The organism is Shewanella sp. 6_MG-2023 (assembly GCF_030547195.1).
Lineage (GTDB): Bacteria > Pseudomonadota > Gammaproteobacteria > Enterobacterales > Shewanellaceae > Shewanella.
Genome location: NZ_JAUOQU010000003.1, coordinates 182,213 through 202,942, shown reverse-complemented (window position 1 = coordinate 202,942; position 20,730 = coordinate 182,213). Strand labels below are relative to the sequence as shown.

At 45.1% G+C, this 20,730-nt stretch carries 13 protein-coding genes; 8 read left to right on the top strand and 5 right to left on the bottom strand.

The features are described from left to right. Positions 1-80 precede the first annotated feature (80 nt). The 3 genes from Q4533_RS03160 (at position 81) to mrcB (ending at position 7,561) form a co-directional block, all read left to right on the top strand. A complete protein-coding gene (locus tag Q4533_RS03160) occupies positions 81-2,321 on the top strand; it encodes an EAL domain-containing protein (protein ID WP_303501843.1) in 2,241 nt (746 codons plus the stop codon). 159 nt (positions 2,322-2,480) lie between these two features. Further along, on the top strand, positions 2,481-5,090 hold the full coding sequence (gene hrpB / locus Q4533_RS03155) for an ATP-dependent helicase HrpB (RefSeq protein ID WP_303501840.1): 2,610 nt from the start codon (positions 2,481-2,483) through the stop codon (positions 5,088-5,090). A 227-nt stretch (positions 5,091-5,317) separates the two neighbouring features. Next, positions 5,318-7,561, top strand: coding sequence for a penicillin-binding protein 1B (gene mrcB / locus Q4533_RS03150; RefSeq protein ID WP_303501876.1), 2,244 nt, complete (start codon positions 5,318-5,320; stop codon positions 7,559-7,561). 164 nt (positions 7,562-7,725) lie between these two features. Here the strand turns inward: mrcB and Q4533_RS03145 are convergent, their stop codons facing one another. Continuing rightward, positions 7,726-9,915, bottom strand: coding sequence for a TonB-dependent receptor (locus tag Q4533_RS03145; protein WP_303501838.1), 2,190 nt, complete (start codon positions 9,913-9,915; stop codon positions 7,726-7,728). Between the two features lie 312 nt (positions 9,916-10,227). Here Q4533_RS03145 and Q4533_RS03140 point away from each other — a divergent pair, with 312 nt between their 5' ends. Together Q4533_RS03140 and Q4533_RS03135 are read left to right on the top strand one after the other, a co-directional pair. Further along, a complete protein-coding gene (locus tag Q4533_RS03140; protein WP_102435732.1) occupies positions 10,228-10,926 on the top strand; it encodes a DUF3581 domain-containing protein in 699 nt (232 codons plus the stop codon). 130 nt (positions 10,927-11,056) lie between these two features. Continuing rightward, the gene (locus Q4533_RS03135) at positions 11,057-11,443 is read left to right on the top strand and encodes an RNA polymerase subunit sigma (RefSeq protein WP_076543163.1); all 387 of its coding nucleotides are present in this window, start codon (positions 11,057-11,059) and stop codon (positions 11,441-11,443) included. A 90-nt stretch (positions 11,444-11,533) separates the two neighbouring features. On the opposite strand, the gene Q4533_RS03130 is transcribed toward Q4533_RS03135, so the two are convergent. Both Q4533_RS03130 and Q4533_RS03125 read right to left on the bottom strand, forming a co-directional pair. After that, entirely contained in the window at positions 11,534-12,256 is a 723-nt protein-coding gene (locus Q4533_RS03130) for an MliC family protein (RefSeq protein ID WP_303501835.1), read from the bottom strand. Positions 12,257-12,368: 112 nt separating this feature from the next. Continuing rightward, positions 12,369-12,554 (bottom strand): cytoplasmic protein, encoded by a 186-nt coding sequence (locus tag Q4533_RS03125; RefSeq protein ID WP_076543161.1) that lies wholly within the window; start codon positions 12,552-12,554, stop codon positions 12,369-12,371. Positions 12,555-12,829: 275 nt separating this feature from the next. Between Q4533_RS03125 and Q4533_RS03120 the strand changes: the two genes are divergently transcribed. Further along, positions 12,830-13,267, top strand: a complete 438-nt coding sequence (locus Q4533_RS03120) for a MarR family winged helix-turn-helix transcriptional regulator (protein ID WP_303501833.1) — start codon at positions 12,830-12,832, stop codon at positions 13,265-13,267. 241 nt (positions 13,268-13,508) lie between these two features. Further along, entirely contained in the window at positions 13,509-14,660 is a 1,152-nt protein-coding gene (gene chrA, locus Q4533_RS03115) for a chromate efflux transporter (protein ID WP_303501830.1), read from the top strand. Positions 14,661-14,762: 102 nt separating this feature from the next. Here the strand turns inward: chrA and fdhF are convergent, their stop codons facing one another. Together fdhF and Q4533_RS03105 are read right to left on the bottom strand one after the other, a co-directional pair. Beyond that, positions 14,763-18,995, bottom strand: a complete 4,233-nt coding sequence (gene fdhF, locus Q4533_RS03110) for a formate dehydrogenase subunit alpha (RefSeq protein WP_303501828.1) — start codon at positions 18,993-18,995, stop codon at positions 14,763-14,765. 435 nt (positions 18,996-19,430) lie between these two features. Continuing rightward, entirely contained in the window at positions 19,431-19,622 is a 192-nt protein-coding gene (locus Q4533_RS03105) for a hypothetical protein (protein ID WP_102435742.1), read from the bottom strand. On the opposite strand from Q4533_RS03105, the gene prfB reads away from it, so the two are divergent. Next, positions 19,621-20,719 (top strand): peptide chain release factor 2 gene (prfB, locus tag Q4533_RS03100; RefSeq protein WP_198589352.1). Its coding sequence is split into 2 segments (ribosomal slippage): positions 19,621-19,695 and positions 19,697-20,719, totalling 1,098 coding nucleotides; the frame shifts between segments, so codons are not numbered across the junction. The genes Q4533_RS03105 and prfB overlap by 2 nt on opposite strands. Positions 20,720-20,730 lie beyond the last annotated feature (11 nt).

Below are 20,730 nucleotides of genomic sequence, written 5' to 3'. Positions count from 1 at the left end.
AACAGCAAGACCAGTGAAGCTCCGTTTAGAGGGATACTGTATAATGACAGCAAAAATGCTGCGAATGAATGAGTCATTGAATGAGCAATAGTGAACTGAAATCAGTATGGGCTAGCCCGCAGTCTGCTGAATTAAATCACTACCTGTGCTGTGATAAGGTTATGGCTGAGATTGATGCATTGCAACTGCAATTAGGCGTCGATGAAATCGTGGTTTTACTATCCCAAACAACTGAAAGTCTAACCAGTGGTAAAGTTTACCATGTCAAGGCGTTGCAAGCTTATCAGCATCAAGATCAATTTCAACAGCATCTTCAGCGCCAACCTAATAACGCACGAATAGGCCAATCACTCGCTGCCTTGCCTGATTTATGTGAACAATTACTCGCACAAGATAGTGCTGATATCAATGCCACAACAAGTCTTTTGCAGTGTCAAATAACTGATTTTGTTCAGTCACGGTCCGAGGTGTTTTCACTCTCTTTGAGTGAAGCGGTGCAAATAGGCAATACCAGGTTGATTTTTTTACCACTAAAATATCAATTAAATTGGCAACTTGAGGCCTCGGATGGTGTCAATTGTCCTATGACAAAGCTTAACGAGGCTAGCCTAAAGCTGGCATCTGAAGCTGAGCTGGCTCGCGTATCGCAATTATTAACAAACAAAGAAGCCCAATACCTTGAGCTTTTTCAGCAACTGCCAGTAGCCTGTTCGCTCCTTGATAAGGACAACTGTATTAGCAGTCAAAATCAAGTGGCTAGCCAAATTTTTCCGTCAATCAGTAATCAAAGTTTATATTCATTAATCAATGCAGATGACCACATATTGTTGGATGATTGCCTACACATTGTCAGAGATGGAGCACTGCATCAGTCATGGTGTGAAGTTCCACTGGTTAAAGCGGGTGTGACTCACTGGTATAAACTTAGCTTTTGCCGCGCATTAGACATAGAGCAGCAATTATTGATGATGATTGAAGATGTGTCAGAACGCTATCGTTTAGCCGATGAGCTGTCATTTCAATCCAACTATGATCCGCTCACAGGTCTGCCGAATCGGTTACAGTTTGAGGCAATGCTTGAAGAATTAATTGAGCATAAAGATCGCTTGCCTGTGTGTGTTGCCTTTATGGATCTTGATCAATTTCAAGTGGTTAATGATATCAGTGGTCATCAAGCTGGGGATGAATTGTTACGTCAGGTGTCTAAGCGTCTTAGCTACTTACTGCGTCATGGCGATGTCGTTGCCCGTTTAGGCGGCGATGAATTTGGCATTTTAATGTTCCAAGCGGATAAAGAGTCAGCCGAGCAAGTGGGCAACCGCATTTGCCAGCAATTATCCGAACATGAATTTATTTGGGGCGAAGTCAGCCATAATATTGGCGTTAGTATGGGTATGACCCAACTGGATGCGAAGTCAGAAGACATTTACCGCATTATGAGTCAGGCAGATGCGGCGTGTCGTATCGCCAAAGAAGATGGCCGTAATCGCTGGCATTTTTACAGTAAAAACGATCCCCAAGTACATCATTTATATAATCAAATGCTGGCCTCCGTTGATATCGTCTCGGCACTGGCGCTTAATCAGTTTGAATTATTTTATCAACTCATAGAACCGCTAAATTCTGACGACCGTGGCATTCACATGGAAATCTTATTGCGCATGGTGCAAGAGGATGGCCGTTTTGTATCACCAGGGGTGTTTTTACCTGCAGCAGAGCGCTATAACCTAGCATCAAAAATTGATAGCTGGGTTATCGACAACCTTTTAAAGTGGGGCGCACGCAATAGCGAAATTTGGTCGCAATTATCAATGGTGTCGCTAAATTTGTCAGCGCTGTCATTATCCGATAGCAAGTTTATGGACTGGTTAGAAATACGCTTGATGGTTGAGCCCGAACTGGTGTCTAAGTTGTGTTTTGAAATCACCGAAACCGCCGCTATTAGTCAACTCGAACAGGCCACCACCTTGATTGAGCTATTAAAACCTTTAGGTTGCAAGCTGGCTTTGGACGATTTCGGATCGGGCTTTTCAAGTTTTGCTTATTTGAAATGCTTAGATGTGGACTATGTCAAAATTGACGGTCAGTTTGTGGTTAATGTCTGTGACGACCGCAGTGATAAAGCCATTGTCTCGGCTATTTGCCAGCTGGGTAAAGATATGGACTTTAAAGTGATAGGCGAATTTGTTGAAAGCGCTGACATTGGGCGGCAATTAAAACAGCTTGGTGTTAGCTATGGCCAAGGCTACGCGATTGGAAAACCTACCCGCTTGCAGGATTTATCCTCAGGGATCAGAACGCCGTGGTTAATCGATTTATAGGCGATTAGCTTTTTCGTTTCAGTCGTTAATTGTCAATGTGTGCATGCTTCGATTTGCATATGCTTTAATCTGCCCCCGCTTCGATCTGCATAGAGCCGTAGCATCAATAATCGTTTATGAGTAAACTGAAGCCAGATTTTCGCCGTTAAAGTATCTCCTTTGAGCTCATTACCTATTCAAGCCTTATTTGCGCCATTACAACAGGCGCTGGGCGATCATTCGCAAATTATCCTCGAAGCGCCCACGGGTGCCGGTAAATCCACCGCACTACCTCTGGCAATGCTGCAGTGGCCGCAAATTAGCGGCAAAATCCTCATGCTGGAACCAAGGCGGGTTGCTGCTCGCAGTGTGGCGCAATTTATTGCTAAATCCCTAGGGGAAAAAGTCGGTGAGCGAGTGGGCTATCGGGTCAGAGGTGAGAGCCGAGTCGGGGCTAATACCCGCTTAGAAATTGTCACAGAGGGTATTTTAACGCGGATGATCCAGCAAGACCCAGAGCTTGAAGGCATAGAGGTCATTATTTTCGATGAAATCCATGAGCGTCATTTACCCACAGATCTGGGTTTAGCGCTGGCGCTAGAAGTGCAAGACTCGCTGCGCGAAGATCTTAAAATTATTGCCATGTCGGCAACCCTATCGGGCTTACCCTTAAGCCAATTAATGCCTGACGCTGCCACATTAGTAAGCCAAGGTCGAAGCTTTGATGTTGAAACGCTTTACCGACCGGTAATGGGGCAAGTGCAGTGGCTAAGTCATTTAAGCCAAGTGGTTATCGACAGTGTCAGCAGTAGCAACACAGTCCCAAGCGACTACCAACATGGCTCGGTGTTGGTGTTTTTACCCGGCAAAGGGGAAATTAATCAACTGCAGCGATTATTAAGTCAGCGACTAGACCCAAATGAATTTTTACTGTGTCCCTTATACGGTGATTTATCTCCTGCTGAGCAAGATAAAGCCATTTCTCCCGCCCCTAGTGGCAAACGTAAAATCGTCATTACCACTAATGTTGCTGAGTCGAGCTTAACCATCGATGGCATCACTATTGTGATAGACAGTGGGTATAAGCGTGAGGCAAGCTTTAACCCACGCACAGGTGTTAGTCGATTATCGTTAAGGCGTATAAGCCAAGCCTCGAGTATTCAGCGTGCAGGCCGTGCAGGGCGCTTACAAAAAGGCTGCTGCGTGAGATTGTGGGGCCAAGAAGAACAAAGTCGAATGATGGTGGCTGATGCGCCTGAAATCACCCAAAGCGAGCTGACGTCAATGGCGTTTGATTGTGCCTATTGGGGCGTGAGTGATATTGAGTCCTTACCGCTATTAACTAAGCCGCCAGCGATTCATCAACAGGTGGCGTGGCAATTACTCGCCAAGCTTGAGCTGGTGGATGAGCAACATAAAATCACCGCTCAAGGCCAAGCGGCCTATGAGCTAGGTTGTCACCCGCGTTTAGCGCACATGTTGCTGACTTCGCAAGCCCTTGCTAAATCCCAGCAACAGGCCGACTTAGTGTTACTGGCATGTTTACTTGCTGCGGTACTCGAAGCACGAGGCTTACCTAAAAAAGGCGCTGATATCAGTCAGTACCTGGGTTTAGCGACCCAAGGACAAATGGCAACCCAAGTGAATAAATGGCAGCGGGCGCTATCTGCTAAAGGCGATATCAAGCAAGTGGCTCGCGACGCCGCCAGTCGTGATATTAGTTTATTATTGGCGCTGGCATACCCCGACAGAATTGCCAAAGCCCGCGGTAAACTAGGTTTTGCCCTCAGTAACGGCACAGGGGTTACTATTGATGCTGAAGATGCTATGGCTAATCAAGCTTGGTTAGTGGTGGCCGATTTTCAAGAAACCCAAGGCCGCAATGCAGGACGAGTCTATCTTGCTGCGGCAATCAACCCTGAGCACTTCCAGCAAGAGCTTAAATTTTTAACCCATGAGGTTAAAATTTGTCAGTGGGATGAAACCAAAGGGCGCTTTTTTGCTGAAAAGCAAACCCGAGTGGGTGAGGTTATTATACAGCGCGCTCAAGAAACTCAGGTAGATAATAAATTAATCCAGCAAGCGTTATTGAGTCACATCCGCGCGAAAGGCTTAACTGTGCTGGATTTGGGCGAAAGTTTTTTGCAATTACAATATCGACTGAAGTTAGCCCAACAATTTGCGCCGCAACATGATTGGCCAAACCTTGATGATGCCAGCTTGCTAGCAAGCTTAGAGCGGTGGTTAGCGCCATATTTAGCTGAGGTGAATTCCATTGCCAAATTACAAAAACTTGATACCTTTGGCCATGTGAAAAATCTGCTGACATGGCAGCAACAGCAAACATTGAATGAATTGCTTCCCACTCATTGGCAAATGGCTACCGGCACCCGAGCACCGATTGAGTATCAAGTGGTCGCTGCTCAGGCCGTAGAAAGTGAAGCCGATGGCAGCGATAGTGATAAGCAAAGCATGGAAAATGATGCCGCCGACAGCAATAAGGCCGTCAGCGGTAGAGCGCTATTAAAAGTACGCCTGCAAGAGGCTTTAGGTTTATCACAAAGTCCGCTATTACTTCATGGTAAGCTCACTGTCACCATGGAATTATTGTCGCCAGCCCAGCGACCTATTGCTGTAACCGCAGATTTAGCCAGTTTTTGGCAAGGCCCATATATTGAAGTAAAAAAAGAAATGCGTGGCCGTTATCCCCGCCATTTATGGCCTGACGATCCGGTTAATACAACCGCCACTAAATTTACTAAAAAGAAGACGCCAGGCTTAAATTGCTAATGGCGATAAAGAATTAAAAAAAGATGACAGAAACGACAAAGATGATGGCTCCTCAAGCGCCTAAAAAAAATGTAGCGAAAAAGCCTGCAGAAAAGCAATCGGTTCCTAAAACAGCAGCGCCTAAAACGCCAGCGACCAAAACTGCTGCGACGAAAAAAAACGCCAGCAAAAAAGCGGCGACTAAAAAGCCTAGAGTAAAAAGGGTCGTTGCTAAAGCTAAGCCGTCAATGTGGAAAAAACTGTGGTCAATCGGCTGGAAACTCGGCTTGATTGGCATCGTGGTGGTGAGCTCTTACGGCATCTATTTAGATCAAATTATTGCCCGTAAATTTGAAGGGCAAAAATGGCACTTACCCGCACAAGTGTTTAGCCGTTCAATGGCCATTTATCCCGGAGCAGCCATAAACCATCCGCAGCTAATGGCGGAGCTAAAACTGCTTGGCTATCGTAAAGTGGCCAACCCTCGTCAAGTGGGCGAGTTTTCAGCATCCAGTAGTAAAATTGAGCTTTGGCGTCGACCATTTTTACACCCAGAAGGCGATCAAGCAGCTCAGCGGGTGATGATTTCATTTGACTCTCAAGGGGTCAACTCAGTGCAGCGCATGAGTGATAAGCGTCAATTAGCAGTATTCCATTTAGAGCCAGTATTGCTGGATCGCATTTTGGCTTCTGGCGCTGAAGACCGATTATTTGTGCCTACCACAGAAATGCCCCAAGCTATTGTCGATGCCCTGATTTTGGTCGAAGATCGCAGTTTTTATCAGCATCATGGGGTTAATCCATTTGCCATTCTCCGCGCCGCTATCGTCAATGTGACCGCCGGGCGCACAGTTCAAGGTGGTTCAACCTTAACTCAGCAATTAGCCAAAAACTTCTTTTTAACCAGTGAGCGCTCAATTGTGCGTAAAATCCGTGAAGCCTTAATGGCAATCATCATTGATTTTCGATACAGCAAAGAAGAGATACTCGAGGCTTATTTAAATGAAGTGTATATGGGGCAAGACAAGGCGCGTGGCGTTCATGGTATGGGCTTGGCGTCGCAGTTTTACTTCGGCCGTCCTATCGCGGAGCTAACAGTATCCCAACAAGCCTTTTTAATTGCCGCCATTAAAGGGCCATCATACTACAACCCTTGGCGCTCACCTGAGCGGGCGCAAAATCGCCGCGACTTGGTGCTGCGATTACTGATGGAAGATGATCGCTTAACCGTTGAGCAATACAAAGCGGCGGTAGAATCACCACTCGGGCTGCGTGATTTTAATAAATCAGTACATCAAAAAATGCCAGCTTTCTTTGCGGTGGTAAAACAAGAGTTACGAACGCGTTATGGTGATAGCTTACTGCAGCAATCAGGGGTCAAGGTTTACACCACCTTAGATCCAATGGCTCAGGATGCTGCTGAGAAAGCCGTATTAAGCACCATGAAATCACTGGATGAACGCACTAAAAACGTGCAGGTGGGTATGGTGGTAACTGACAAATATAGCGACGGTATTGCCGCCATGGTAGGGGATAGAGTGCCAAGCTTTGACGGCTTTAACCGCGCAGTGGAAATTCGCCGCCCGATTGGCTCGTTAGTGAAACCATTTGTGTATGCCACTGCATTGCAACAAGGCAGTAAATATAATTTGGCGACCCCAATAGCTGACAAACCGATCACCTTACAAAATGGTCAAGGTAAAACCTGGTCGCCACAAAATGTGGATCGAAAATTCCGTCAACAGGTGCCATTATTAGATGCATTTAAAAACTCAATGAATGTACCAACGGTGAATATTGGTATTGAATTAGGCGTTGATAATGTCGCTAAAACCATGGCTAATGCGGGTTGGTCCGATGCTATACCTCGCTATCCATCAATGTTGTTAGGGGCCATTAATGGCTCACCTTATATGGTGGCGCAGGCTTATCAAACCATTGCCAATAATGGCCGTTATCGACCATTAACATCAATAACTGCGGTGCTTGATACTAATAATCAACCATTGAAGGTAACGCGTGAAAGTGCCGTTCAAGGAATGGATCCTGCAACCGATTTCTTGGTGCAATATGCGATGAATCAAGTGGTCAAAACCGGCACTGCTAAACGCTTGGGTCAAGCATTCCCTAATGTAGCTCTAGCGGGTAAAACCGGCACCAGTAATGATAGTCGTGACTCTTGGTTTGCAGGCTTTGATGAGCGTAACGTGGCAGCTATTTGGGTTGGTCAAGACGATAACAGTAAAACGGGTTTATATGGCTCAAGCGGCGCAATGGCAGTGTACCAAGCATTTTTAAAGCAGCGTCCGCCGTTAGGTTTAAGAATGACGCCGGCAGATGGCATAACCCAAGGTTATTTTGATAAAGACACTGGCGTGGCAAAACAAGCCGATTGTGACAATGTGATGGCGCTGCCTGCCACACGTGACAGCTACAAGCCTGCTGCAAACTGTGGTGAGCCCTTGTCTTGGTGGCAAAAAATCATCAATTAACACTCAGCTGAGTCAGCTTTATAATCTTAATGATTAATTAGGCAGAATAAAAAATGGCTACTCGTTTGAGTAGCCATTTTTATTGTGTCGGTATTTAGCGAGCTTACCTTTGGCTTAAGTTTATATCGCTTAACTAAAGCTTAGCTAAATCTTAACCTAAGCGATTAAAACTTATAGTGATAACCGAGTGTTGCCGTTTGCGGCTTACCAGCAAAGATAGAACCATGAATGCGGGTGGTCATATAGGTTTCATCCAATAAGTTATCAACGGTTAAGTAGACTTCTGATGCATCATTAATGAAGTAACGGGCAGATAAATCAACCAGGGTCTTATTGGCAATAAGCTCATCTGTTGCAATGCTACCTTGATCTGCTTTAGTGCGCATATCTGAAGTATAACGCCCTGCAATCGTTACTTGCCAAGCTTCTGCTTGAATGCCTGCTGATAAGTAAAATTGACTATCGGGTAAATAAGGCAGTTCATCACCCTTTTCAACATCGTCCCATGATTCAAAGTCAGAGCTGAATGAGTTTTGGAACTCCGAACTCGTGTAGGTGTAAGCCATTTTGACTGGGAAGCTAATGTCATTGGTTTGATTAAACTCATAACCTAAGCTCAGTTCTACGCCGCTCACTTCCACTTCACCAGCATTGTATTGATTACCGATATTGTCATCGTCACAACCTTGCGCTGCAGTGCAGTTGCCGTGCATATTGCTGTAATCACTGTAAAAGGCGATAGCTTCAGAATTTAAAGCGCCAGTGTTGTAACGAACGCCCGCTTCATAGTTCCAGCTTTTTTCTTCTTTACCGTCATCATTACCCGGTGCAGAAGGCGCAAAGCCTTGTTGAATACCCGCGAGCACGATTAAATCATCAGTTAAGTGATAAGTTGCCGCAACCGAAGGTAAAATAACGTCAAAACTATTGCTGATATCTTCATCCGGTGCGCCTTCACGGCCGACGTTAGTTTTACCCCAATCACGACGCTGGGTGGTGACATCTTCATAACGTAGACCGGCAGTAATGGCTAAATCACCGAAGGTCATCTTATCTTGAACATAAAAAGCAAACGCTTCAGCACTATCAATACGGTTTGAATCAGAACCAGGAGTGCCGCTATTAGTCAGCGACATCACTTGGTTAGCGCCTAACTCATAGGTATCAACCCACTGGAAGCGATCCATTTCATCTTCATGGTAACGAGCGCCAATGGCTAAGTCATGGTCGCCCACTAGCCAATTTAGCTCAGTTTGAATACCTTGGGATAGGTAGTCACGGTTATTGGCTTTCACTTCAACATCAATCGCAGCTGCTGAAGCAGGATCGCGATCAAAATCAGCCGCAGCTTCAATACCACCACTACTTAAACTTTGACCCGCCACTTTATTGGTTTTATACCAGTTGCGGTGGAAGTTGTTGTAATAAGCCGTGGTCGCAAGTGATACAGTCGAGCTAAAGTCGATGATATGGTTTAACTGAATTTGCTTGTGATCAGTGCTCATTTCATCTTTTTGAGAGGCAGAGTAACGCATATAAGGTGAAGCGTTATAATCATCTTCAGTTAAGCCCATGTAAGTTTCGTTAGACACTTCATCTGAGTACTTTAATTTTAATTCAAGGCGTTGCTGATACTTTGCATCGTCGCTACTATCAATACTGATTTTCGCTAAGGCATCGTTTTTCACAAAACCAGTATCACCACCAACACCATTAATGTCGCGAAAGCCATCAGCTTGATAACGGTAAATTTCTGCTACCGCGCCAACGCGTTCGCCTTGACCGCCTGCATGGGCATGTACTTTAGCAAAGCCGTCTTGTCCTGCGGCCACATCAATACCGCCAGCCAGTTCTTCCACTGGGATTTGACGAGAAAGCATATTGATAATACCACCAGTGGTGCGAGGGCCGTATTTAAGGGTCGAGCCGCCTTTCATGATCTCAACGGTTTGCATTCTACCAGAGGTTGGAAAGTAGTAAGCCGCAGGAGAAGCATAAGGCGCAGGCGCCGCTAATACTCCGTCTTCCATAATGGTGATTTTTTCAGAACGATTTTGACCCGTGCCACGCATACCAATATTTGGACGTAAGCCATAACCATCTTCTTCTTGCAGATACACCCCAGGCACAGACGCTAGGGTGCGCATAATGTCGGTGTATTTGAAGTTTTCAATTTCAGCGTCACCGATAACATGAGCACTACCGGGAACATTATTAACCGGATTGGCACTGCCAAAAATTGAGATTTGCTCCATGGTGGCATTGGTTGCAGGATCTGTATCGGCAGCAGATGCTGAAAAAGCGCTGAATAGGGCAGTGGCTAAAAGACTAATTCGAAGGCTGTGTTGAGTCATGTAAATCTCCAAAGGCGAATTGCAAATATAATGAAAATGGTAATTGTTATCATTTGTATCTGTATTGTGATGGAGTTTACTTAATTAATTACTAAAATCAACATTTGAGTTAATAATGTTAACTCAAATGTTGGAGTTGGATTAGTATGATGTGGTTCGCTTCACAAATAGTGAGGTAAGAGCATAGTGCTGCAGTCGTGACAGCGATTAAGTCATCGGCTGAGTTTATGTGAATTTTTGCTGTAAACTCGATTCACAATAAACCCAACTCAATAAGAGATGGATATCTTTAACGAATAAGAATGGATGTATATGTTTTTGTCACCTTATTACGCTAAGCAAGACCAAAGTGTGTTTATTTCTGCTTTGCAAGCGAGCAATTTCGCCAAGCACGTCGCTGAAGACTTTAATCCTATTCATAATGTTGGCGCTAAACGCTTCTGTGTTCCTGGTGACTTACTGTTTGCTTTAGTGCTCACAGAGTTCGGCTTGAGCAAAAAAATGAAGTTTAAGTTTGCTGGCATGGTCGGTGATGGCGTTGAGTTAATTCTGGATCAGCAAGCCGGTGAACAATTTAGTATTTGTGACAACAAAGGCAAAGAATACCTGCATATCGAACGTGAAGGGGCGCTTTGTCAATGTGATGTACAAAAAGCGGCATTCATCAAAAGTTATGTGGCGTTTTCTGGGCTTAATTTTATTCATGTACTCGTGCCGATGATGAAACAGTACGGCATGATGATTAACCCAGCCAGACCTTTGGTTATTTATGAAAGTATGTCTTTTCAATTAGATACTTTCGATTTCACTGATATGAGCCTTGAATTGGTTGAGCAGGATATGCAAATCAATGGCAAACGCGGTGATGTGACCTTGCAGTTTGCCTTAAAAAGCGCAGGTAAAGTCATAGGCTCAGGTATCAAAACCCTAGTGTTAAGCGGTTTACGCGAATACGATGAGCTGCAAGCGCAGCAAATGTGTCATAGCTATGAAAGCAGTAAATTAGCTTAACTTCTGAAAGTTAAGTTTTAGTTAGCCAGTAGTAAATTAGCATTATTCCATTTTAAAAATGCGATATTCCGTTTTTACATTATGCTTTAGGTAGGATACGTCCATAAGTTGATTATCGCTTGAGGTTTATATGAAAAAATTATTACTGGTTTCGCTTTCTTTTTTAGCATTTTCAGCTAGCGCGAATATTATTTATGATAAAACGGGCGTGAATGAAAAAGATTTTGTTTTCGATCAATATCAATGCCAAGAAATGTCACAGCAAGTTCATAAAAATACTGAATCTCGTGGTGCCATTAGTAGTGGCCTTAAAGGTGCGGCAGTCGGCGCAGCGGGCAGTGCCATTGCTGGTGGTAGTGGTTCACATGGTGCTAAAACCGGCGCTGGTATTGGTGTTGCTGTAGGCTTGCTAGGTGGCGCGAAAGATAGAAGAGCCAATGAAGCCAATTACGAAGCAGAGAAAGAAACAGTAGTGCGTAACTGCATGGCAAATCGCGGCTACAGCATTTTAAACTAATCTAAACCGCTAGCGCTTAGTACTTAGCGCTTAGCGTTAGTAAACAATAAACCATGCTTTTTAGCATGGTTTTTTTATTGGACTTTTACCCTATTTTACTCGGCAATCTATATCCGCTTGCCCAAATTGGCTTAGCACGGCTTGTTGCTGGTGAGTCCAGAAACTAACATTCTGCCCTTGGTATTTCGCCCCAGATGCACTTAGCGTCAGTAATGTTAATAGCGGATTTTGCTGCGCTACCGTGACAGCTCTTGAATCTGCAATTGGATCAGCAGTTGGAGCTAAGCTTAGGTTCAATATTGCTGCAGGTATCGCAGTTTGGTTATAAAAATAAACCCTAATACTCATCAGATTGTTGTTCGATGGGGGATCACATTGATATTGTACCGCCTTAGGTACGTCAAATACCGCAGCGGCGATCTGTAATTCGGTTAGCCGTGAAGTATAGGCGTAAATCACGCACTGTTTAATATCGTCAGCCTTCCAACACTCATTACGGCCTTTTATCCAGCCTCGCTGAAAAGCTTTAAGTTGCGCTAATGCATCTACATCTACATCTAAATCAGCATCTGCGTCTAGCTGGGAAATTGACTTTTTGAACACTTGATTGAGCTGTATATCAAGCTGTGCCAATTGACTATCTTGGCAAATAAGCTGCTCCACTTCGCCACTTGCTTGCTGGCAATCAAAAGCAGGCGCTAACTTATCAGCTTCAGTGGCTTGAGTATTAGCTAATACCTCATGATCACTCAGTGCAATGGCCTGAGTGCTCGCGCAGTAACTCAGCAATAACAGTAATGCTCTTATAGCCATGATAGACAATCCTATTTTTAAAGGTGCTTAAAAATAAATCATAGCCTATCTGGCTAATTTAGCTTAATCGATCATGAGCTTAATCCAACAGCTCAACTCAGCAGTAACAGCTTTAGGCTTTGATATTAATGTTATGGCCTGAGTTACCAACCGGTGGTGGCAGCGCGGCTTCAATTAATTGAAGGGCCATTTCACCTTCAATTTTTTGCTGATCTTTTGCAATTACAGCAACTTTGAGGCTACTACCTGAATCGATATTGGTCGGCATTGATGATGGAGCATTGATGGAAAGTGCCATAATATTATTACTCTAATTAGCGAAACCTAAATGGGTTAATGATTTATCGGCCAAAATAAGGAAAGGTAGATAATATTTTTGTATTAATCTGTATCAGCGCAGTAATGGCTAATGGTATATCAGTATATTGTATTGTGCGCAATTTAAGTGTGATAAACTGATAATCGCTTTGGCTATGCAGTAGTTGTGATTAAGCTGCACATCAAATACTGAGCGCCATAGATATTAGAATTTTGCGAGAAAGTAAGCCTGTGACTAGGATTTAAGGAATGATTATGAGTGAAAAGTTTGATGCATTGGCATTAGAAAACCAAGTATGTTTTGCGCTTTATAGTGCCACCAATGCGGTCGTGCGCGCTTATCGGCCACTACTTGATGAACTATCACTAACCTATCCGCAATATTTAGTGATGATGGTGCTGTGGAAAGAGCCCGGGATTAGCGTTAAAACCTTAGGTGAAAAATTACATTTGGACTCAGGCACCTTAACACCGTTACTAAAAAGACTGGAAACAAAGCAACTGGTTATCCGAGATCGCAGTAAAGAAGACGAGCGGGTTAGGGTATTACAGTTAACGCCCCAAGGGCTTGCCTTAAAGCAGCAAGCAAGCCAAATTCCACAATTGATGCGCTGTAAAGTCGGTGGCAGCGCAGATGAATTACAGCAATTAAAGTTACTCAGCGAGAAAGTGTTAGCGCAATTACAAGCCTAACTAGACTCAATGAGCTATCGAGCCTATTGTCATCAAACTGTGCGGTCAGAAAAAGTACGCTGTCATAAAAACGACACCAAAGCGTCATATAATTAATCTAGTGACGGGGTTGATAGCAAGCTGGTATTAATGATCTCGTATCAAACTCTTATTATTTAAAACTAATTATTTAAACCTCATTATTTAAACTTAAGCCAGTGATGCTATCGCCAGCTTATCTCTAAACGGAATTGGACAGCTTATGTGGCAAATATTTACCCGCTTTTTAGCCTTAGGTTTAGTCAGTTTTGGCGGCCCCGCAGCGCATATTGGTTATTTTAGGCAGACCTTTGTTAGCGAGCTTAATTGGCTCGATGAAAAACGCTATGGCAGTTTTGTGGCGCTAAGCCAGTTTATGCCAGGGCCGGGTTCGAGTCAGGTTGGCTTTGCTATTGGTTATCATCGCGGCGGCTTAGCGGGCGCAATTGCTGCGTTTTTGGGTTTTACCTTACCGTCTTTTATGTTGCTGTTCTTACTCGCCATAACCAGTGCCAAGTGGCTTGAAGCCGATGCGGTTGTCGGCATAATCCACGGCTTAAAACTGCTGGCAGTAGTGGTCGTTGCTGATGCGACATTGGGAATGTTTAGCCAATTTTGTCAGCGCAAAACCGCCCGGGTTATTATGTTGCTTACCGCAGCTTGCTTGATGTTACTCCCCTCAATGCTGACCCAAATTATCGTATTATTGCTGGCGGCGATAATGGGCGTGGTATTGCTCACCAAAGGCGAAAATATTACCCCAGAAAATAGCCCCATTAAGCTTAACTATGGCTGGTTAGCATTATTTATCATTGGCATAGTGTCGACGTTTTACTTTATTAATCAAACTGGCACCCTAGGCCAAGTATTTGCACAATTTTATCAGGTGGGCAGCTTAGTGTTTGGCGGCGGTCATGTGGTGCTGCCACTGCTGGAAGCCAATGTCGGTGAGCTGGTAAGCCCAGATCGATTTCTAACCGGTTATGCACTAGCGCAGGCGATTCCTGGGCCTATGTTCACCTTGGCGACCTTTTTAGGGGCCGATTTATGGTTGGAGCAACCCATTTTAGGCGCTATTGTGGCGACCATTGCCATTTTTTTTCCAGGGTTTTTACTGATGCTGGTGGGGTTAAAAAGCTGGCATGCTATCAGTGAGCGACCGGTTATATCAGGTGCTATTGCTGGAGTGAATGCCGCAGTGGTGGGGTTATTGTTTGCCGCACTTTATTCGCCAGTGTTTACCTCAGCGGTGCTATTACCTATTGATATGGCATTGGTGTTATTAGGCTTTGGCGTGCTGAAAATCTTTAAGCCCAACATTGTTTTGTTAGTAGCAGGGTTTGCCGCTACAGGGGCTTTGTTAGCCGTGCTTTAACTAAATACGATATCGCGATAAAAAAAGGCAAGCTTGGTGATATACCTAAGCTTGCCTTTTTTATCAGTTTTTACGTCAGTTTTACTTCAGTTAAGCGTGAAATTACACCGCTGTGGCTAACTCCGCTTTAACGGCGCAGACTTTAAACTCAGGTATTTTGGCCACCGGATCGACTGCGTTATTGGTTAACTTATTCGCCGCCGCTTCAGCAAAGTGGAACGGTAAGAATAAAACGCCCGCTTGCGCTCGCTTAGTGACAAAGGCGGCAATTTCAATTTCGCCGCGGCGTGAACTCAGTTTTAAATTATCGCCATTACTCACCCCAAGACGCTCAGCATCAAACACCGACATCATCACTCTTGGGGTACCTAAAGTATCTAAACCGCTGGTTTTTCGGCTTAAGGTACCGGTGTGAAACTGCTCTAATAAGCGACCTGTAGACAATACCAATGGATACTCATCACAGGTAGATTCGGCTGGGGCGCGATAGCTCACGGCGGTGAATATACCTTTGCCTTTAATGGGCTGCTCCTGATGCAGCACGGGCGTTCCCGTATGTTGCTCATCACGGCAAGGCCACTGCAGCCCTTTACTTGGCGTGCCATGTTTATCAGCACTTAAACGATCCCAAGTGATCCCTTGATATTGCGGGGTCACTTGATTGATCTCGTTAGTGATCGCTTGCTCGTTAGCGTAGTGCCAGTTAGCGCCCAGTTTATTGGCAATATCTTGAATGATTTGCCAGTCAGCGCGGGCTTGTCCCGGCGGGGTTAATACTGCTTCTAGGCGCTGCACTCGGCGCTCTGTATTGGTAAAGTGGCCCTGTTTTTCAGCAAATGATGCCGCAGGTAGCACCACATCTGCATACTTGGCGGTTTCAGTTAAGAAGATATCTTGCACCACTAAAAACGGCAGCTTCTCCAAAGCTTCAAGCACATGGGCTTGATCTGGGTCGCTCAGCACAGGGTTTTCGCCCATAACGTATAAGGCTTTAACTTTATCTTCGGTAATGGCATGCATCACTTCAGTGGCCGTTAAGCCCTCGGTGGCTGACAGCGGCGTTTGCCACTGCTGCTCAAATTTCTCACGCACCACTGGGTTATCAACCCGCTGATAGCCAGTGTAGTAATTTGGCAGCGCGCCCATATCACACGCACCTTGGACATTACTTTGGCCACGCAGTGGATTAATGCCTGCACCCACTTTACCTAAATTGCCACAGAGCATTTGCAGGTTAGCGATAGCAGTGACATTGTCATGACCTGAGGTGTGCTGGGTTATGCCCATAGCGTAGTAGACTGCGGTTTTCTCCGCTGTGCCAATATAACGCGCCATTTGGGCAATATCCTCAGCGCTAACCCCACAAATCTTGGTGGCATTTTGCAACTGATATTCAGGCTTAAGCACTTCTTGCATCACTGCATCAAAGCCTTGGGTATGGGCGTTGATATAGTCTTTGTCATGCCAATCATGACGAATGATCTCAGCCATAATCGCATTGAGCAGCACCACATCAGAGCCGGGCTTTTGCGCTACGTATAAACAGGCATCATCAGCAATGGAGACACGTTTTGGGTCGGCAACGATCAAGCGGGCGCCATGGGAGCGAATCGCTTGTTTAATTCTTGAGGCAATTATCGGGTGCGCATTGCAGGTATCTGAGCCTAAGATAAAGATTAAGTCAGACTCTTTGATCCCCGGAATATCATTGGTCATTGCGCCGCTACCCAAACTTAGTTGCAGGGCTGACACAGTACTGGCATGACACAAACGGGCACAATGGTCGATATTATTGGTGCCTAATACGCTGCGAACAAACTTTTGAATGAGGTAGTTATCTTCATTGGTGGCTTTGGCTGAGGCTAAAGTGGCAATGGCATCAGCGCCTGCTTCAGCTTTAACCTTGGCAAAATTATCGGCGATGGTATCTAGCGCTTCATCCCAACTGCAGGGGATCAGCTCGCCCATTTTACGAATAAGCGGCGTGGTTAAGCGTTGCTCGCTTTGAATAAAGTCAAACCCAAAACGGCCCTTAACGCACAACATGCCATCGTTAACATCAGAGTGTTTACTGCCTTCAACATGGCAAATTTTGCCTGTGGTCGGTGACACGCTGACTTCGATACGACAACCCACACCACAGTATGTACAAATGGTCGAGGTGGTCGTTAACTGCTCTTCATCGCCTTGGCGTTTATCACGGGCATCAACCAGCGCGCCAGTTGGGCACACTTGCACGCAGTTACCACATTGCACACAATCACTGTCGGCCATGCAGGCACTAAAGCCAACCCGAGGTGCTTGGCGCTCATCGGTTAATTGATTCGGTAATGCTTGGAAGCTGTCTTTAGTGAACTTAATGGCATTGTGACCACTTTGCTGACCACAAATATCGACGCATTTGCCGCAGCTAATACAGCGGTTGGCATCAAACTGAATAAACGGGCTGGTTTTATCCACCGCAAATTGGCGCGCATTGGTGCTGTCTAATTGCTCCGCTTGCACATGATACTCAGTGGCATAATCACGTAATTTACAATCGGTATTGGCCTGACAAGCACACTCTAAACAGCGGGCGGCTTCTTGCATTGCTTCATCGGGCGCATAGCCTAACTCCACTTCATTGAAATTTAGCTGACGCTCAATGGCGCTAAGCTCAGCCATTTTGTAGCGAGGTTTTGCTGCAATGCTGGGGTATAACTCGGCTGATAATTCAGCGGTTTTAGGCGCTTTCGTTGCATTAAATGGTTTTGGGGTTAAGTCGCAATTGAGCCCCTCGTGTAGCAATTTATTAATGGCTACAGCGGCTTTACGGCCATCACCAATGGCCGCTACTGCTGTCGCTGGGCCGCGGCGAGAGTCACCAATTACAAACAGTTTATCAACCCCTGCAGACATAGTGTGCTCACAGCCGATAAAAGTATTCCAGCGAGTTAGCGCCAGTTCACCTGTGGTGAGGTGACTGGCTGGATCTTCCATAAAGCTCATATCTGGGGTTTGCGACACCGCAGCAATGACAGTATCAAAGGCTTCAATAAAGCTTTCGCCAGTGGCTTTTGGTGAGCGCCGCCCTGATGCATCAGGTTCGCCCAAGGCCATTTTCGCCAGTTCAATGGCGCTGACTTGGCCGTCTTCATTAGCGATATTGTTAAGCGGATTAGTTAAAAAGTGAAACTTAACCCCTTCAACTTCAGCTTCATGAATTTCATAAGGCTCAGCGGGCATATCAGCACGGGTACGGCGATAAATTAAGGTGACATCATGGCCTGCGCGCACGGCGGTGCGGGCGCAATCAATGGCAGTATTACCGCCGCCAATCACCGCGACTTTATGACCGATTTGATAGCTTTGCTCGGTGCAGTAATCACGCAGGTAATCGACCCCTAAGTAACAGCCTGTTAGATCACTGCCCGGGTAGTTCATCGCCACTGCTTTTTGGGCGCCAATGGCTAAACACACAGCATCGTAATCATCGGTAAGTTGTTTTAGATGAACATCTTCACCAAGGCGGGTATTAGTGACAATGTCTAGGCCATTTTGGCTAAGTAAATCAATTTCTTTATCAAGAATATCTTTAGGTAAGCGATACTCAGGAATGCCATAGCGCAGCCAGCCACCCGCTTTGGGCATAGACTCAAAAATGCGCACCTGATGGCCTTGGTTTGATAAAAAGTAACCGGCGCTTAAACCAGCAGGGCCACTACCAATAATGGCGACTTTTTTACCAGTAGCTGGCAGCTTTTCAATTTGATAGCTGTGCTCATCGGCAAGGTCTAAATCGGCGGCGTGGCGCTTTAATTGTCTAATAGCCACTGGCTCATCAACCAAGCCTCGGCGACATTCGGCTTCACAAAAGGCCGGGCAAACACGGCCAATAGACAGCGGCAAAGGTAAGGTTTGCTTAATGACTTTTACCGCTTCGGTGTGATTACCCTGGGCGATATGAAACAGGTAACTTTGAATATCCACCCCTGCAGGGCAGGCTTGCTGACAGGGCGCTTCACAGTCAGCAAAGTGATCAGACAAAATAGTGGTTAACGCTGCTTGGCGTAACTTGCTTAACTCAGCGGTTTGAGTGGTAATGTGCATGTCACTGGCAACAGGGGTTTCACAGGCTTTTACTTTGCGGCAGCTGCCATCGTGATTTTTGATATCAACCACACAAAGATTACAGGCTTGTTTGCCATGACTGTGTTTACCATCGCTGTGCTGGGTATTGCCGTTTGCAGGATCGCATAAGCTAGGAATGTTTATCCCGCCATCGCGAGCGGCTTGAAGAATATTTTTATCAGCACTGACAGTTAACGCAATGCCATCTATTTTGAGAGTAATCATCACTAGGCCTTGTAGGGGTTATTACAGGCTAAATTTTCGCCCTTTATTAGCTCTACAAAATATACCTATTTTTAGATGAACAGAATCAAGCTGAGTAAGTGGAATAAGCTTTTGTAACCGCCATCACGCTTGGGTGTGGTTTTGTGACTTAATCTGTTTTGCTCTAGCTTTAAGTGGGATTAGGTCGCAAATTTGGGGTTAAATTGATCTTGGTGCTATTGGTAGTTGATCGCTGCCATATTCGAGTGCTGATAAAAGTTTAAAGCTAAGGGGAGTAACGTGCAGATTTGAAAGAGATTGTTGTAGATGTGCTGAATAAAAGGCCCGATTATGTCGCAGGTTAACGTTTTTTTAGCAATTAATTCTAAGCCGGTTACATTACCAGTCAGCGGCTTGATGAACCATTTTTAGCTATAGTAATGCCATGGTTTTGGGCTATTTGCTGACATTTTTAGCCAATAACACAGCTTGTGGTTCAGCTTGCTGATGGGCGGTTTTTTCCTGGTTATCAACAATTCCACTAATGTTTGTTAATAATCGCCTCTGAGCGCTAGGTTTAGTCGCAGTCATGGGGTAAAATGCGCGGTTAATTGTATTGTTTACCGCTAAATTAAGTAGAAAATTCATGTTTGAAGTAAATCCAGTTAAATTCAAAATCAAGGAACTCGCTGACCGCACCGAACTTCTTCGGGGGTATCTTTGACTACGCTGCCAAAAGTGAGCGTTTAGAAGAAGTCAGTAGAGAGCTCGAAAGTGCGGAAGTTTGGAATGATCCAGATAATGCCCAAGCCCTAGGTAAAGAGCGCAGCGCCCTAGAAGCCGTCGTGAAAACGATCGACGATATGGATAGCGGCCTTGAAGATATTGAAGGACTGGTTGAACTTGCCATCGAAGAAGATGATGAAGAAACCTTTAACGATGCCAGCACAGAATTAGATGATCTTGAGAAACGTTTGGAAGAACTTGAATTTCGCCGTATGTTCTCGGGCCCACATGATGCTGCAGACTGCTACTTAGACATTCAATCAGGTTCTGGTGGTACCGAGGCGCAAGATTGGGCCAATATGGTACTGCGTATGTATTTACGTTGGGGTGAAGCCCACGATTACAAACCTGAACTAATGGAAGTCACCGACGGCGATGTCGCTGGTATTAAAGGCGCAACCATCAAGTTTAATGGTGAATATGCCTTTGGTTCGCTGCGTACAGAAACCGGTGTTCACCGTTTAGTGCGTAAGTCACCGTTTGATTCGTCAGGTAAGCGTCATACTTCTTTCTGTTCGGTATTCGTTTACCCAGAAATTGACGATTCAATTGAGATTGATATCAATCCATCTGATTTACGTATTGATACCTACCGCGCCTCAGGTGCAGGTGGTCAGCACGTCAACAAAACCGAATCAGCAATACGTATTACCCATTTACCCACTAATACTGTGGTGCAGTGTCAAAATGACCGTTCGCAACATAAGAACCGTGACGCTGCAATGAAACAATTAAAAGCGAAACTGTACGAGTTAGAAATGCTCAAACAGAACGCTGATAAGCAAGCCGCGGAAGATGCCAAATCAGATATTGGTTGGGGCAGCCAAATCCGTTCATACGTGCTTGATGATGCCCGTATTAAAGATTTACGTACCGGTGTTGAAAACCGAAATACCCAAAGCGTCTTAGATGGCGACTTGGACAAGTTTATTGAAGCTAGCCTTAAATCTGGCCTTTAACGAGAGAAGAA